This is a genomic window from Gemmatimonadota bacterium, from assembly GCA_039715185.1.
Classification (GTDB): Bacteria; Gemmatimonadota; Gemmatimonadetes; order Longimicrobiales; family RSA9; genus DATHRK01.
In genome coordinates, this window is the sequence record JBDLIA010000077.1 from 1 (window position 1) to 15,588 (window position 15,588).

The following is a 15,588-nucleotide window of genomic DNA, read 5'->3' on the forward strand; positions in this document are numbered from 1 at the left end:
CGCGGAGAGCACCGGAGCACTCAGGGGATAAAGCTGAGCTGGACCATCACATCGATCCGGTCACCGGCCTGTACGGGGATGATGGGCTCCGGGTCATGTGCGCTGAAAGTCAGGCTGCTGCTACCCGTGGCTCCAACGCAATCGGTCGCAGCGGTGGCGGCGGCGCAATATCGCTGTCGGGTGTTCACACGTGTGATATTACCGCCTCGCTCGGCCACGACGGATCCATCCAGTCCCAACACACCCGGACCAGTGGATGCGTCCGGCGGCGTGACCGTGAGATCGGGCTCGTTAATAAAGCAGTTGGCGGAGGCTCCGCAGAGAGCCTCCGATCCATCCGAAACAAGACTGATTTGCCAATCGCCAGGGGTTCTCTCACCTGCCATCAGAATCCCGAGATGCCTGAACCCGTCCGCGAGAACGGCATTCTGGAAGTCCGCCCGCTCCACGACCTTGCCATCGCGGACGATGGTAATCGTCCAGTGCCCGTGCACGGCGACGCCCTCCTCGATGCCGTCGGCTGGAGGCGGCGCGGCCGCCGGATCCTGGGCGACGGCCCCCGCGGCACCGAACAGCGCCAGCAGACTGGCGAGGAAGCCGGGTCGGATAAGGCGCGCTGTCATTCTCATGTCGTCCTCCTGTTGGTGAATCAACGTTTTCCTTCCAGATCGCTCGGTACTTTCGTTGCCCTCTCCGATCGGCTACCGGTGCCCCAACCGAAGTTCGCCTACCTCCAGTCGGGATCGACCATGTCGAACGTGAAGAACTGATCATCCTGGTGGAGGACGGCCGCTGTGCCGCTGCCGTCGGCGGCGATGTAGTTGATCACCAGGGTCTCGGCGTTGTTTCCCTCCCCGAGCGTCACGAAGGCGATCAGCGCGTCGTCGGGGGACCAGTCAGGCGCGGCGATGAAGCCGCCGGTCGCGATGACCGTGGGCGTGAGCGTCGCCATGTCCACGACGACGAGCTCGTCGTCGGCGCCGGAGAGCTGGCGCGCGAAGGCTAGCCGCGAGCCGTCGCCCGAAAAGTCGAGGTGCTTGACCAAGCCGGTCGTCGAGAACAGCGACTGGTCGCCGGTGCCGTCGACGTTGACGGTGCGGATCTCGTTGTCGCCCCGGACGTAGGCGATCAATCCCCCGGAGACGTCGGGATAGCGGTCTTCGACGGCGTTGTCGGTGAGCTGCGTCAGCAGGTCACTTCCGAGGTCGTACGCATAGATCTCGGTGTCCAGGAAGTCGTCGAACTCGTTCGTTTCGGTCGCGTGGAAGGCGAGGGCGTTGTCGTTCACCCAGGACGGGCTGCGCCCCAACCGCATCAAGGGCAGGTCCAGCGCCGTCCAGCTCGTGCCGTCGGCGTTCACGACCGAGGGACCCGTCGGACCGGACAGCGCGATCGTGGAACGGTTCGGTGACCAGACCGGGTCCCTGGACCGCGGGACCAGCCCGAAGACCACGGGTGTGCCGTCGGGCAGCACCTTGGACTTGACCGGGCCCTGATCGATGCGACCCTCGAAGAAGAAGTCAGAGCTCTCCACGAACAGGAGGTCGCCGGACACCGTGGGGGCAGTTGGCACGACCGTGACCGTTACATGATCCGTCACGCCGATTGCTTCGGCTACGTTCGAGCGAACTGGCGCGACGACGTTGACGGTCACATCGTCTGTCACGGCAACCTCCTCGGTGACGTCCGGCCGGATCGGCGAGCGCACGTTGATGGTCACGTCATCCGCCACGGCGACCGCCTCCGCGACGTCCGGCCGGATCGGCGAGCGCACGTTGATGGTCACCGCATCCGTCACGGCGACCGCCTCCGCGACATCCGGCCGGATCGGCGAGCGCACGTTGATGGTCACCGCATCCGTCACGGCGATCGACTCGGCGATCGGACCGCCGCCGGGCGCCCCGACGCCGACGACGCTCAGGTGCGAAAGGGGGCACGTGATCAGGTGGTTGACCTGGTCGATGCTGATGGGCTGGATCAGCTCCAATACGACGCCGCTCACGACGAAACACTTGAGGCCTCCCTCCGGGAAGCCAGGCGGCAGGTTCTCTGGCACGTAGGCGAGCGTCAGCAGGGCCGGTGGGTCGAAGGTCGTGCCGCTGGGCTCGATCTCCCACGCCGTCCCGGCGACCGTCGGGACGTCCGGATCGTCGAACGCCGTCGGCGCGAGGGAGAAGGTCGTCGGCTCGTCGAGCGAGCCGTCGGGAATCACGAGCTCCAGACCGGCCGCCAGGATCGTCCCCCCGGTCGTCGGCACGGTCCGAATGATGGTACCGTCGCAGCTCTGGACGGCATGCGTGAACCGTGTGGCCCAGCCGGACGAGGGGTTGATCTGCTCGCCGTCGCCCCACGCGCCCTCCTCTTCCTGGTTCAGCACAACCTCGGCGAACGCAGCGACGTGCAGGACCTCGCCCACGTTGAGCGGCACGTCCACCTGCCAGGTGACGGAGGTCGGCCCGCCGTTGTGATTCGCCTTGTACGGAAACCTGCCCAGTCGCGGGCTACCGGTTCTGTTCGTGGGGATTTCCGTGGGATCCTGGACCACGGCGACCGCCGTCTTGATTAGCGGTGCGTCCGCGTCCGCTCGGAAGGTGACGAAGAGGGAGGCCTCGTCGTTCACGATCTCCACGGCTCCAACGACGACGTCCTCGTCGGCGACCAGATCGACGACCGTGGCCACACCGCAGAAAGAACCGGGCGGCCCCGGAACGAGCCCGAGACCCGGCGCGCCCGCCCACTCGAGCGCGGTCGGGTCCGCTTCCATACAGGTCGCCAGGGCGAGAACACCCGAGACGATCAGGATGGAGCGGGGGACGCGCATGGGCGACTCCTGGATAGCCGGATATCAATTGGGCCCGACCGCGTTCGATGACTCGGGGGCCCTCTACCACCTAAAACGAAAGAATTGGTGGATCACCGCCACGCGGTGTGAGCGGCGTGTCCGACTTGTCCTCTAGATCCCGCGGCGGCCTGTAGGGTATAGTCCGCACATGTCTCGCAAGAAGAAGCTCCTGATCGCCGTGGGAGCGACGTTCGGGGGCCTGCTCGTGGCGCTCCTCGTCCTTCCCTTCCTGTTCGTCGACCGGGTCGAGGCGCGGGTACGCGACGGGATCGAACGTGCCACGCGCGTGCGCGTCTCCTGGTCGGACGCCAACCTCGGCCTCCTTCGCAGCTTCCCGCATCCGACGCTCTCCCTGAGTGGGCTCACCGTGGTCGGAACTGGATCCTTCGATGGCGACACGTTGGCCGCCGTGCGTGAGCTCCGCCTCTCCCTGGATGGCCCCAGCGCGATCCGCGCCGCTCGCGGACGCGGCCCGCTGGTGATCCGGTCGGTGGGCCTGGACGAGCCCAAGGTGCGCCTCCGGGTGCACGAGGACGGCGCCGCGAGCTGGGACGTCCTGGCTGAACGCGAGGGCGCCGGCGACGTTGGCGCCGGAGATCCCGGCGGCGGTCGTGCTGCGGGACCCGGCGTCGCCGTCTCGCTTCGAAGCTTCGAGGTCACGGACGGCGACCTCGTCGTCGACGACGCGTCGTCCGGTCTGATGGTCGCCCTCGGGGGGCTGAGGCACTCCCTCCGCGGAGACTTTTCGAGGGAATCGCTCGTCGCGAGCACGCGAGCCCGCGCCGATGCGATGACCGTTCGCTTCGCAGGCGTGCCGTACCTGAGCGGCGTCTCGCTCGAGTTCGAAGGGGACTTCGACGTCGACATGGCCGAGGGGAGCGCGCGCCTCGCCGACAACGAGCTCCGGCTCAACGACCTCCTCCTCCGCCTCGACGGCAGCCTCGCGCGAGCGGAGGCCGGAATCGCAATGGACCTCGACCTCGAGGCCCCGAGCACCGGGTTCGGACAGCTCCTCTCCCTGGTTCCCGTCGTTTATGGGCGGGACTTCGCGTCGCTCGAGACGTCCGGCACGTTCTCGCTCGACGGAAGCGTGCGGGGGACCTACGGCGCCGATGCGTTCCCCTCCCTGGCGCTGCGCGTGAACGTCGCCGACGGGAGCTTCCGCTACCCCGATCTGCCGCTTCCGGCGGAGGCCATCTCCGCGAACGTCGCCATCACGAACCCGGGCGGCGACCTCGACAGCACGGTCATCGACCTGTCGGCGTTCCACATCGAGATCGGCGGGCAGCCCCTCGACGGGGGGCTCACCCTGCGCACCCTCATGTCGGACCCCGAGGCCGACCTGCGCGTGGAGGGGACGCTCGACCTGGCCGACCTCGCTCGCACCGTCAAGCTGGAGAACGGCGAGGGCCTCGGAGGCGTGGTCGTGGCGGACGCGAGCATGCACGCGCGCCGGTCGGACGTGGACGGCGAGCGCTACGACCGCATCGCCGCGCAAGGCACGGTCTCGGCGCACGACGTCACGCTGCGCGGCGAGGGGCTGCGCCAACCGATCGACGTCCGGGAAGCGAGGATCCGGCTCACGCCGCGGACGGCCGAGCTGAGCGCGTTCGACGCACGCCTCGGGAGCAGCGATCTGCAAGCCACCGGCCGCCTCGACAACCTGCTCTGGTTCGCGCTCGGGAGGGAGGTTCTGAGCGGGTCGGGCGACTTCACGAGCACCCGGTTCGTGCTCGACGAGTGGAAGTCGGACGAGGGAGCGGCCGCGATTCCCGTCCCGGCGATGCTCGACCTCACGCTCGACGGGACCATCGGCGAGCTCGTCGTGAACGGGCTCGAGATGACCAACGCCCGCGGCCGCGCGATCGTACGCGACCAGCGGCTGACGCTGGAGGGGTTCGCCCTGGAGACGCTCGGGGGCCGGGTCGCGCTGGACGGCTACTACGAGACTCTCGATTCCGCCGAGCCCACCTTCGCGCTCGAGCTCGGACTCGACAGCCTCGACGTCGCCGGCGCCTCCGAGGCGTTCCTCACGGTGCGCAGGCTCGCGCCCATCGCCCGCTACGCCCGCGGCACCTTCTCGTCCACCCTCAACCTGAGCGGCGCCCTCGGCCAGGACCTGACGCCCCGGCTCGAGGTGCTGGAGGGCGACGGAGAGGTCACCACCTCGCGCATCGCCATCGAGGACTTTCCCCTGCTGGCCCGCCTCGGAGAGAGACTCCAGCTCCAACGCCTGAGCAATCCGACCGTCGACGCGATCCGCTCGACAATCCGGATACAGGGAGGTCGGCTCGTGGTCGATCCGTTCCAGGTCGGCATCCCGGGCCTCGCGATGACCGTGTCCGGGTCCAACGGCATCGACCAGTCACTGGACTACTCGCTCGCGCTCGAGGTGCCTCGCGCGGGGTTCGCCGAGGACGCGCTCACCGACCTCGCGTCCAGAGCCGGCCCGCTCGCGGCCGGCCTGGCCGCCGCCGATCCGGTCCCCGTGGCCGCGCGGGTCACAGGCACCGTGACCCGGCCCTCGATCGACCTCCGACTGAGCGAGACCGTGGGATCGGTCCGAGACGCGGCGACGGATTCGGCCGCGGCCGCGGTCGATCGACGCGTCGACGCCGAGACGGAGGAGGCGCGCCGGCGCGCCCGGGCCAGGGCCGACAGCATCGTCGCGGAAGCCGAGCGGCGGGCCGACCAGATCCGGACCGAAGCGGCCGCGGCTGCCGAGAAGGTGCGCGCCGAGGGGGATCGCGCCGCGGAGGAGCTGCTCGCCCGCGCCGGCAACCCGCTCGCCAGAGCGGCCGCCCAGCCCGCGGCAGACCGGATACGTCAGGAGGCCGACAGACGCGCCGCCGCGATCGAACGGGCAGCCGACGCGCGGGCAACCACGCTGGTCGAGGAAGCGCGGGCGCGCGCGGCGGAGCCGACCGCAGGAGGCGAAGGGGTGCGGTGAGCCGGCCCTACGATCGCGTGTTCTTCGCGTACGGATCGACCGCGTTGAGCCTCCGGTACGCGGCTGCCATCGTTCTCCTTTCCAGGACGATCCGTCCGCGGTGGCTTGTCCGTCCCCTCGCCCCCGTCAACGGCGCACCGCGCACTTGTTGCGCACTCGGCAACAGCGAAACACGGAATAGCAATGGACCTGGCCGGACTCGAACCGGCGACCCCCTGCTTGCAAAGCAGGTGCTCTCCCACCTGAGCTACAGGCCCTAAATACTTCCTTCGTTGCAACTTACGGCTGTTCCGTATTGCTCGCTAATGGCGCCGGGTAACAGAAATGGTAACGAACCCGGCCTAGGCGACCCGCAACAGATGCGACCCGAGCCGCTCGCGCCAATGCTCGACTCGATACTCCACAACCTCGCCACGGTGCCGCTCGCGGCCCAGATGGCCGTACACGTTTCGGACCACCGCGTCCGACCCGTGGCCCAGCTCGCGGGCGACCGTGTAGGGCGAGACGGGCGCCTCTCAAGCTGGGTTGCTTGCTGCCGATGCTAGCGCTTGGTAGCGTGTTGCGTGAGGTCGGTTAGGCGGAACGGCGTTTCTCGCCCGACCGGTCAGTCTATGAAGAGTTGGGCGGACGGGCTGACGGATGCACGATTCTCAGACCAGGCGCTCGGCAATCGTCCTCTTGACGCGAGTCGCGACTCGGCTGCTAGGACTGAGTGCGCTCCTGGTAGCGGCGGCGCCTCCGATGGCGGGCCAGGAACCAGGCAACGACTCCGGTGCCGGCGTTCTTGTCGAGCGGAACGTCCGGATCCCCATGAACGACGGCGTCACGCTCGCCGCCGACGTCATTCGACCGGAGCAAGGGGAGCCCGTTCCCGCTCTCCTCATCGTTAGCCCCTACAGCCGAACGCCCATCCAGAGCCGAGCCGCGGCCTGGGCAGGGCGCGGGTACGCGGTAGTCTTCGTGGATTCACGTGGGACGTTCGACTCTGGGGGAGAGTATTACCCCTACGTCAACGAGGGCCGGGACGCATATGATATCCAGCAGTGGATTGGACAGCAGCCGTGGTCAGACGGCAAAGTGGGGATGTGGGGTAAGTCTTATCCTGCTTTCATCGAACTCCTCTCGGCGCCCTTTGGGAGCCCGCATCTTCAGGCCGTCATCCCGGTCTCATCCCAATCGGACAACTTCTCCAGCATATGGTATTCGAACGGACTTCTAAACCTGGGCATTGCCTTTTTCGGTGCTATGTATCTGGGTGGGCGGTTCGCTACGATCGATCCCGAGGCGATCAACTGGATGGAGTTGGTGACCCGCCTCCCACTGAAAGGCACGCTGGCTGAAGAGGGATTGGGTTCGGGATTCGTGGCGGATGTCATCCGGCACTCGACGTACGACGACTTCTGGCCCGCGATGAGCCTACGACACCGCTACGGAGAAATGGACGTTCCCGCCCTCCACGTCGGGGGCTGGTACGACCCCAACGTGCACGAGACCATTTTCAATTTCACGAAGATGCGCGAGCAGTCCCAGTCAGAGCACGCGCGCCGCTGGCAGCATTTGATCGTAGGCCCCTGGACCCATGCCAACCGCGAGATCTGGTTCCCGGCGGTCTCCGCGCCGGCGGAGGCCTGGGATGGGCGCCTTGGTGACGTCGAGTTCGGCCCGGATGCCGCCATGGACCATGAGAACCAGCACCTCCGCTGGTTCGACTACCATCTCAAAGGAATCGACAACGGACTGGAGCACGATGCGCCGATCCGGATCTTCGTCATGGGAGAGAACGTCTGGCGGGACGAGTGGGAGTGGCCCCTATCCCGTGCTATCCCGACGCGTTCTTACCTGCACAGCCGGCAGTCGGCGCGGACTCGCGTGGGCGACGGTCGGCTGAGCGCCGAACCTCCAGTGGACGAAACGCCGGATACGTACCTGTACGACCCTCGGAATCCGGTCCCCACGTGGGGCGGCTCCGTGTGCTGTACCGGAGCACTTGCACCGGGTGGCCCCCTCGACCAGCGAGTGAATCAGGGCAGGCAGGACGTGCTGGTGTTCTCGAGCGACCCCCTCGATGCGGACACCGAAGTAACCGGGGCCATTGTGCTTCAGCTCTTTTTCTCCACGAACGTACCCGACACGGACTTCTTCGCGACGGTTTCAGATGTGTACCCGGACGGTCGAGCCGTCCTGATTTCCCAGGGAACGCTTCGGACGCGGTTTCGGGAGTCCCTCACCGATCCCACCATGCTGACTCCAGGTGAGGTCCACGAGGTGACCCTCACGTTCTCGGAGACCAGCAATGTCTTCAAGGCCGGGCATCGTATCCGGCTTCACATCACCAGCAGCGACTTCCCGCGTTTCGATCGGAACCTCAACACCGCGAAACCGGTGGGCGAAGGAACAGAGGCCGACATCCGCGTCGCCGAGCAGGTCGTATACCACGATGCGGAGCGCCCGTCGTCGCTCCTGCTACCCGTGATTCCGCAACGCTGACGCAGTAGAATCGCGAGACGTTAGTCAGCGCCTGACGCGCGGAGGATGGTTTGGTCTCCAGGCTGGGTTCGAGCCGACGCCGGGACCCGCTACCCTCCAGGGAATCGAACGATCTGGTTTTCCACCAGGAGCTCACCCTCGCGCCGCTCGGAGGGAAGCGTTTCCCTCGGAGTCTGGAAGCCCATGCGTCGACCGATGACGTCAAAGCGATCGATGGCGAACGGTAGTCCCTCGCCGCCGAGCGGGGATGGGTCGTCCGTGATCTGGAAGTGGAGGTGAGGGCCGCTCGAGGATCCGCTGTTCCCGACCAAACCGAGCGCGTCTCCCGTCTGCACCCGGTTGCCGACCTCGATCCGCATGTTCCCGGGTTGGAGGTGGCCGTACACCGCATAGCGGCCATCCCCGATGTCGAGCACCACCGAATTACCCAGCAGCGGGCGGGGCGTGAGCTGGATCGGTGAGGGGACCCCAAACTCGTTCTCGGGGACTCCGTCCTGAATCCCGACGACGACCCCGTCGGCGACGGCAACCACCTCCTGCCCCCAACCGTAGAATGCGGCGTTCCCCACGCCACCGGGCACCAGGGCGATTCCGTCCACCTCCTTCCCTAGGTCCCGCGCGAAGCGCTGGGCGATATGCGCGTTCCCTCCGACGGCGATTAACGCCCGACGGTGCCCCGTGTCGTTGAAGCGGCGCCCCTGCCCGTCCACGATCCACCAATCCCCGCCCCGGACCGGTGGTGAGATCACGACGGCGTCCGGGCCGATCCCCAAAGGGTCTGTCTCAAACTCGTGATGGGTCGTATCGCCCTCAGCGGATACCTGAAACAGGCGGATCCGGTGGGTGATGGAGGACGGCGTAGCCCGGGGCTCTACGGAGAGCCACATGTAGACGTGGGCCGTCGCTCCAGCGTCCAATGCGACGCCGTGGTCATTGGTGGGGACGTCCCCGGACCCGGCGATCCGGAGCTGACGGGCGAGCTCCACCCCCTCGTGCGTCGCGAGGGCGGTGCCGCGGTCGGTCACGACCGCCTGCACCCCGGTCAGCGTGGCATCGCGCCTCGAAAGGTTGGTTACGTGGAGCTCGTAGGCGAGATGAACCTGCCCCTCGGCAGGAACCGGCGATGGCTCGATGGGCATCCGCACTTCGAGGACATTCCCGACCTGGGCCGTGGCCCAGGTTGCCGTGAACAGGAGAGTCGTGATCGACAGACTCAGTGAATGGCCAAATCTCATGGGGCCGTTTCCTGCTCGGGCTGGTCCTTCGCAACTTACCCGTCGTCCGGGGGGGTGCAAGTGCAACGGCTCAGAGCAACCGCCTTCCGTTAATCCCGGATCGTACGGAGTCTTCGACAGCTGTCGGTACCCTGGTCCCTACCGCCGGCGCCGACGCAGGCACTCGATCAGACGCACCTCCTGCTTGGCTAGCCGCCGCGGGCTCCGGTGCGGCCGGCTCGCCGGTTGTGCTCGACTACCTCGGCTCTCAGACGCGAATCACGATGCGAACGCAGTGAAACGAGTTCCGCGTCGCATCTCGCGATCCGGTTGAGCCCAACGAGTCGATGAACGGCCCGCCGGTTGGATGCGGCCCGCGATCCGAAACCGGGCTGGGCACCGGGTCCGGATCGCGGCCGTTGAAACGCCAACCGGGCGCGGGTCCGTCAGCGCACCGGCACCACCTGAAGGCCCACGACGATGGTCCAGTCGCGTTCCAACTGGGGGCCGTCCAGGTCCCGGTAGACCGGGAAGAGCGCCTCGGCGGCGATCCTGAACGCGCTCAGGCGCGGGACGTAGAAGTTGAGGCTCGGGCCTACCTCCAGCACGGTCCCTCCGCGCAGCGTCGGGTTGGCTGTCGGCACGAAGGTCGCCGGGGTGCCGAGCGCCGCGTCGCTCCCCTCGATGTTCTCGGTGTGCCGCAGTTCGCCCCGCACGGCCGCGCTGAAGTTGCGGCTCAGGAGCCCGCCACCCCACACGGTCCCCGAGTACTGATTGCCCATGGTGTACTCGTTGTCGTTCTCGCCGAGCCGGATCACGGCGTTGCCCTGGGCGCCCCAGGACAGGTCCCCCGATTGGCCCAGCCAGGTCAGTCCCGGCAGCAGATCGAAGGTCCCCGAGCCCACCTGCATGGGATAGGGAAGTTGGACTTCGTTGCCCATGCTGATCGGCAGCACGTCGAGCTCGTCGATCGAGCCGGTCGGGAAGCTGAACATCACGTTTCCGTGGACGCTCTGGTCGCCGAACTCACCGAGCCCGACCATGGCCCCCGCGCGCACATCGCCGATTCCCGCCGACTCGGTGGTGAACTCGCCGCCGGCCCTCGTGATGTGGTCCATCGAGATGTCCAGGACCGGCAGCATGGCCATGAGCGTGACCTCGTCCGAGGGCGCGAACATCGCCCCCAGCATGTGCATCTGCATGGGCATGCGCGTCGGCGTCACCGTGAAGTCCTCGCCGCCCGGTGCGGCGGCCACGATATCCGCGTCTGCTATCTCGTCGGTGCCGATGCGGCTGCCCTCCATGGCCATGTACATGTACCGGTAGGACAGCATTACCTCGCCCTTCTCGTGGCGGTGGTCGGCCATGACGCCGATGGGCGCGTGGCTGTCCGCGCGGCTGGCGCTCCACTGGGCGGCTGCGGGTGAGGCGACCAGCAGGGCCGCAGCCAACGATACGTATATGCGTGTCATCGCTTCTGTCTCCTCGAGCGTGATTGACGAAGTGTCCTGCGAGAAAAGCGGGGACTACGCGTAGGAGGGGGGCGGTCGAGCGTACGCGGTAGGGAAGCGGTGCCCGTCGGTGGCGGGGGCGGCAGGCAGAGCCTGGGCGGTTCCGCCGTTCACCGCGAACCACGGGAGCGTCAGCGCGCCGGCGACCTGTCCATCGGCCGCTGTGCAGCAGCAGGCCGCGGCCGAGTGATCGCAGCCTGCTTTACCCGAATGCGATTGGCTGTGATCGGCCGCATCCCGGGTGTCGTCGGCTGCTGCCACATGGGCATTGCCGGGATGCCCGGCCACGTGTCCGTCCGCGGACACGCCCGCCCCGATCGGACCGCAATGCGCGCACGACGCACCGATCCAGAGGAAGGGTCCGGCGGCGACAAGCGCGGCAGCGACGACGGCCCGGGTTGCCCGTTTCATGCGCCGATCTACCCGCGGAAACGCGGTGGGATCCTGCCGCGCCCCCGTTCGTTGTGTCGTTACGTCGAAGCCACGATCTTGGCGGCACTCTCTCAGGAGGAGCGCGTTGCGCGACTTGAGTCCCAGGGAAAAGGCTCTCACGCAGTTCCCGGCCATGTACGTGACGCTGGTGAGCGTGGTGCAGGCGATAGCGCTCGAGGTCCTGGTGGCGCGGGTGGTCGAGGTGCGTCCACCCGCGGAGCTGACTCTGGCGTCGGTCACGGTGTGGCTGGAGGTGGTCCTGCTGGGCCTGACCATCTTCTACGTGTGGGTGAGCTACACCCTGCTGGTCACGCTGGCTCAGTGGGTCCTGCGCGCTTTCGACTTCGCGGCCGCTTTCGCCGTCGGCGTCCTGCAGTTCGTGGCGATCGGGTGGCTCGGGCCGGACACGGTAGCGCCGTTCTGCGTGATGATCGTGATCGGCTTCGGTTCCGGCGCGTGGATCTCGCATTCCAACACAGGCGCCGCGGCGGCGCGACCCGAGAACGCAGCGGTCACCGGTTCGCTGCCACGCTGGCGCCTCACCGTCTTGCTGGCCGCGGTCGGCGTGTTGGGCGTCGTGGGCGCGATCGCGGCGGAGTCGTCGCTGCCTCTCGTCGTTGGCGCTCTCGCGGCCAGCGCCGTGCTGGTAATCGCCGCCCTGAGGGAGTGGTTCGGCTGGTGGAACCGGGTGGTGCGGCTGTAGTCGCTCGACTCAGCGCCCGCCCGCTCCGCGCCCCACGCCCACCTCCAGCCCCAGCCGCACCGTGAACGGCGGCTGGAAGCCGATCTCCGAGCCGAACGCGGACCGCTCCCCGACCTGGTTCGCGACGATCTGATCGAACGTGCCGAAGGGGGACCCGCGTGACGCGTTGAAGCGCCGCTGGTCGATGCGCACCGCGTCCTGCGGATTGCCCAGGTGCAGCAGGTCGAGGATGACCCTGCCCGCGCCCCCACGCCGCGCCGCCCACGCGTAGCGCAGCCGCAGGCCGAGATCCCAGGTGGTCGGAGTCCGCCCCTCCGAGCCGCGCGGCGCCAGGAACAGCGGCGTGTTGAAGCCGCCGGGTACCCGCCCGAATTCGCTCACCGGCGTCCCGCTGGTCACCGCCAGCGTCGTGCCGACCCCGAAGCCCGCGCCCACATCCACGCTCCCCAGCAGCTTGAGGACGTGCGGGCGATGGTTCGGCAGCGGCCCGTCGGCGTTCTCCTGCTGCACCGGGAAGTACGTGGCCATGTTGTTGTTGGGGCCGAAGCTCCCGCCCCGCAGCCCGCCCGCGTCCGCCGCCAGCAGCCCCGGATAGTTGCCGCGGTTGCGCGACAGCACGTACGACGCGAGCAGCGAGTGGCGCGCGCCGCGCCTGCGCAGGGTCAACTCCAGCGCGTCGTACTCGCGGGTGGAGCGCGGCAGGTGGTCGAGCGGGCCGAAGCCGGGGTTGCCGCCTGCGAACGTCCCGTCGGGCCTGAACGCCGCGGTGATGCTGCGCCGCAGCCTCCTGTGGACGCCGCGCAGAGTGAGGCTCGTGCCGCGCGCCACGACCGCCTCGTAGCCCGCGACGTACTCGTCGTGATGCTCTCCCTCCAGGCCGTCGACTCCCCCGCGTATCTCGTCCGGCTCGGCGAACACGGTGACGGAGTCCGGCGCGCCTCCGTCCCTGGGGTCGACGCTGTGGAACTCCTGCCGCTGGTCGAACCCGGCGAGCGCGAGCGTCGACCAGTAGAGCGGCAGTTGCTGATAGAACCGGCCGGCGTGCGCGAACAGCTTGTGCCGCTCGCCCGAACCGGGCCGGTAGATCACGCCCAGGCGCGGCTGAAGCTGGTCCGTCAGGCGCTGCCCGACGTCGCCCTCCTGGTCGATCAGGTACTGCCCGTCCCAGCGCAAGCCGGCGTTGACCGTCAGCGCGTCCAGGGGGCTCCAGGAGTCCTGGAGGTAGAGCGTCGCGACGCGGTTGCGGACGGTTACGTCCTGGCGGAAGAAGGTGACCTCGTAGCGAGCGTCGGCGACCCGGATGATCTGCCCGGGGTTCTCCTCGATGCGGACTTCCAGGCGGTTGTCCTGGAACTCCGCTCCGGCTTCGAGGGAGTGCCGGCCGAGCGCCAGCTCCGCCGAGACGCGCGCGCCGGTGCGGGCGCTGCGGATGCGCTGGTCGGTGGCGTTGCCCCCGGACAGGACGATCTGCGGGGCGCCCGTGCGGTCGATGAACGCGGGCTCGGTGCGGCCGAGCTCGGTCGCGCCCTCGATGTCCTCGCGGCCCCCGTGGCGCGACAACGAGCCCCTCAGCGACAACCCCGGGCGGGCGCGCCACGTGGCGTGCAGGGAGGCGTTCACGCCCCCGTCGCGGTGGTCGCTGAGGATCGGGTCGGGGTTGACCAGTCGCACCGTGCCGGACGGCGGGCTCACCACGCGGCGGCTCGAGGGATCTCCGAACACCGACAGCGCGACGTCCCACGCCTCGGCCGGGCGCCAGTCCAGCCTCGTCGCGAACACGTGCCGCGTCTCTTCCTCCTCCTCCATCCCGAGGCCCGTCAGGCCGACGTCGGCGCGCCTGAAGGTGGGGTTGTAGGCGGCGAACCCCGCGAGTCGCCCGGGCAGCAGCGCGGCCCCGAGGCTCAAGGCCAGGTCGTAGTCGACGCGGTCCGTGCGCGCGGCCACGCCCGGCTCGGGCCGCGGGGTCGCCGACACGTCGTCGCCGGACCAGTAGGCGAATCCCGAGAGCCCGGGCTCCGCCAGCCCGGAGCGGGTCACGACGTTGACGATGCCGCCCAGCGCCTGCCCGTACTTCGCGGAGTAGCCGCCCTCGACCACCTGCACCGCCTCGACCACGTCGAACGGCAGCGCCGTGAAGGTCCGGCCACGATAGAGATCGGTGACGTTGACGCCGTCGATGTAGTAGGCGTTCTCCAGGCCGGTGGCGCCGGCGACGTTGACCGGGTCGCCGTAGAAGCTCTGGTTGGCGTGGGGGAGCAGCGCCACCAGGGAGGCATAGTCGCGGCCCGCGGGCAGCCGCTCCAAGTCGCGCGCCGCGAGGGTGGTCGAGGTGGCGGTGCTGTAGGGGTCGATGCCGGTCGCATCGACGCTGACTTCCAGCGGGGCGAGGGGAACGGCGGCCACCTCCAGGCGCGCCACGGGCAGCGCGGCCGTGGCGCCGAGCTCGACCGGCACGCCCTCGTAAACGACGCCCCGACGCCCAAGCGCGCGGATCTCGACGCGGTACGTCCCCACCGGCAGGTCGGCCAGCCGGAACGCGCCCAGAGCGTCGGTGTGCGCCTCGCGCGTGCCCAGGAGAGCGTCGGAGGCGACCAGCACCGACGCGCCGGCCACCCCCCTGCCGTCTGCGTCCACCACGCGGCCCGAGACGGCGCCGGAGGCCACCTGCGCGGCGACCGGCGTCGATCCCACGGCGGCGGCCAAGAGCACCGCCGCCGCGAGCCCCACCCTGCGCATTACCCCGCCTCGGGCGCGGCGTCCTCGAGCGTGGGCACCTCCAGCTCGAAGCCCGGATACACCTGCCCCGTGGTCGGGCTCGGGTCCACGAAGCACATGCTCTGCCGATACATCAACTCCAGCGATGGCGGCGGATAGATGCCGTCCACCTCGGGCCCGCTCATGGAATGCGAGGCCACCCGCCGACGCGGGTTGTAGTCCGCGCGCGCCGCGTCGTCGGTGCACTCCATCGTCTGCATCATCCCGTTGTCCTCGTGGAGCAGGATGTGGCAGTGGTGCACCCAAGTGCCCGTAAAGTCCAGAAAGCGCGTGCGGAAGACGACCCGCCCGCCGTTGCGTGGGATCGGGAACGTGTCCATCCAGCGCGGCCTGTCCAGGATGTTGTGCAGCACGCCGTTCTCGTCGGGCACGTCGATGCGGATCACCCACGCCGGATTGATGTGGATGTGGAACGGGTGATCGTTGCCCTTGGCGGTGATCTGGAACGCGGGGTCCTCGGTGAAACGCTTCTGGCCGTCCGCGCGCCCGATCGGATAGGAAATGCGGTGGCCACCGTAAGCCCCCGGTTGCGGGAAGCGCTCCAGATCCCTGTGCCCCCACAGGGTGAGCGAGTTGTTGTAGAGCACCCACTCCTCGGCGGTGCCGAGCAGGACCTTGGGGTCGTCGGCGTGACTCGGGACGAACTTGACCGGCGGCCCCGGATCCGGATTCTC

General features: G+C 68.5%; 9 protein-coding genes and 1 tRNA gene. 3 read left to right on the forward strand and 7 right to left on the reverse strand.

The window, feature by feature from the left end; genetic code table 11:
- Positions 1–20: 20 nt before the first annotated feature.
- Positions 21–629, reverse strand: a complete 609-nt coding sequence (locus ABFS34_12670) for a hypothetical protein (protein MEN8376295.1) — start codon at positions 627–629, stop codon at positions 21–23.
- Between the two features lie 98 nt (positions 630–727).
- Positions 728–2,821 (reverse strand): hypothetical protein, encoded by a 2,094-nt coding sequence (locus ABFS34_12675; GenBank protein ID MEN8376296.1) that lies wholly within the window; start codon positions 2,819–2,821, stop codon positions 728–730.
- A gap of 169 nt (positions 2,822–2,990) precedes the next feature.
- Between ABFS34_12675 and ABFS34_12680 the strand changes: the two genes are divergently transcribed.
- Entirely contained in the window at positions 2,991–5,792 is a 2,802-nt protein-coding gene (locus ABFS34_12680; GenBank protein ID MEN8376297.1) for an AsmA-like C-terminal region-containing protein, read from the forward strand.
- A gap of 184 nt (positions 5,793–5,976) precedes the next feature.
- On the opposite strand, the gene ABFS34_12685 is transcribed toward ABFS34_12680, so the two are convergent.
- Positions 5,977–6,049, reverse strand: a tRNA-Ala gene (locus ABFS34_12685).
- Positions 6,050–6,602: 553 nt separating this feature from the next.
- On the opposite strand from ABFS34_12685, the gene ABFS34_12690 reads away from it, so the two are divergent.
- Complete coding sequence (locus ABFS34_12690) at positions 6,603–8,279, forward strand: CocE/NonD family hydrolase (protein ID MEN8376298.1); 1,677 nt, start codon at positions 6,603–6,605, stop codon at positions 8,277–8,279.
- 89 nt (positions 8,280–8,368) lie between these two features.
- On the opposite strand, the gene ABFS34_12695 is transcribed toward ABFS34_12690, so the two are convergent.
- Together ABFS34_12695 and ABFS34_12700 are read right to left on the reverse strand one after the other, a co-directional pair.
- A complete protein-coding gene (locus ABFS34_12695; GenBank protein MEN8376299.1) occupies positions 8,369–9,514 on the reverse strand; it encodes a M23 family metallopeptidase in 1,146 nt (381 codons plus the stop codon).
- A gap of 425 nt (positions 9,515–9,939) precedes the next feature.
- Complete coding sequence (locus ABFS34_12700; GenBank protein MEN8376300.1) at positions 9,940–10,965, reverse strand: transporter; 1,026 nt, start codon at positions 10,963–10,965, stop codon at positions 9,940–9,942.
- A gap of 556 nt (positions 10,966–11,521) precedes the next feature.
- Between ABFS34_12700 and ABFS34_12705 the strand changes: the two genes are divergently transcribed.
- A complete protein-coding gene (locus ABFS34_12705) occupies positions 11,522–12,139 on the forward strand; it encodes a hypothetical protein (protein MEN8376301.1) in 618 nt (205 codons plus the stop codon).
- 9 nt (positions 12,140–12,148) lie between these two features.
- Here the strand turns inward: ABFS34_12705 and ABFS34_12710 are convergent, their stop codons facing one another.
- Entirely contained in the window at positions 12,149–14,875 is a 2,727-nt protein-coding gene (locus tag ABFS34_12710) for a TonB-dependent receptor (GenBank protein ID MEN8376302.1), read from the reverse strand.
- Positions 14,875–15,588: multicopper oxidase domain-containing protein (locus ABFS34_12715; protein MEN8376303.1), on the reverse strand; the 714-nt coding region annotated here is incomplete at its 5' end. The genes ABFS34_12710 and ABFS34_12715, both read right to left, overlap by 1 nt.

What these genes read in the sequence shown, in the direction of transcription:
- ABFS34_12680 (MEN8376297.1), top strand. Translation starts at nt 2,991, where the DNA reads ATGTCTCGCAAGAAGAAGCTCCTGATCGCCGTGGGAGCGACGTTCGGG.
- ABFS34_12695 (MEN8376299.1), bottom strand. Translation starts at nt 9,514, where the DNA reads ATGAGATTTGGCCATTCACTGAGTCTGTCGATCACGACTCTCCTGTTC.
- ABFS34_12710 (MEN8376302.1), bottom strand. Translation starts at nt 14,875, where the DNA reads ATGCGCAGGGTGGGGCTCGCGGCGGCGGTGCTCTTGGCCGCCGCCGTG.
- ABFS34_12690 (MEN8376298.1), top strand. Translation starts at nt 6,603, where the DNA reads ATGAACGACGGCGTCACGCTCGCCGCCGACGTCATTCGACCGGAGCAA.
- ABFS34_12675 (MEN8376296.1), bottom strand. Translation starts at nt 2,821, where the DNA reads ATGCGCGTCCCCCGCTCCATCCTGATCGTCTCGGGTGTTCTCGCCCTG.
- ABFS34_12670 (MEN8376295.1), bottom strand. Translation starts at nt 629, where the DNA reads ATGAGAATGACAGCGCGCCTTATCCGACCCGGCTTCCTCGCCAGTCTG.
- ABFS34_12700 (MEN8376300.1), bottom strand. Translation starts at nt 10,965, where the DNA reads ATGACACGCATATACGTATCGTTGGCTGCGGCCCTGCTGGTCGCCTCA.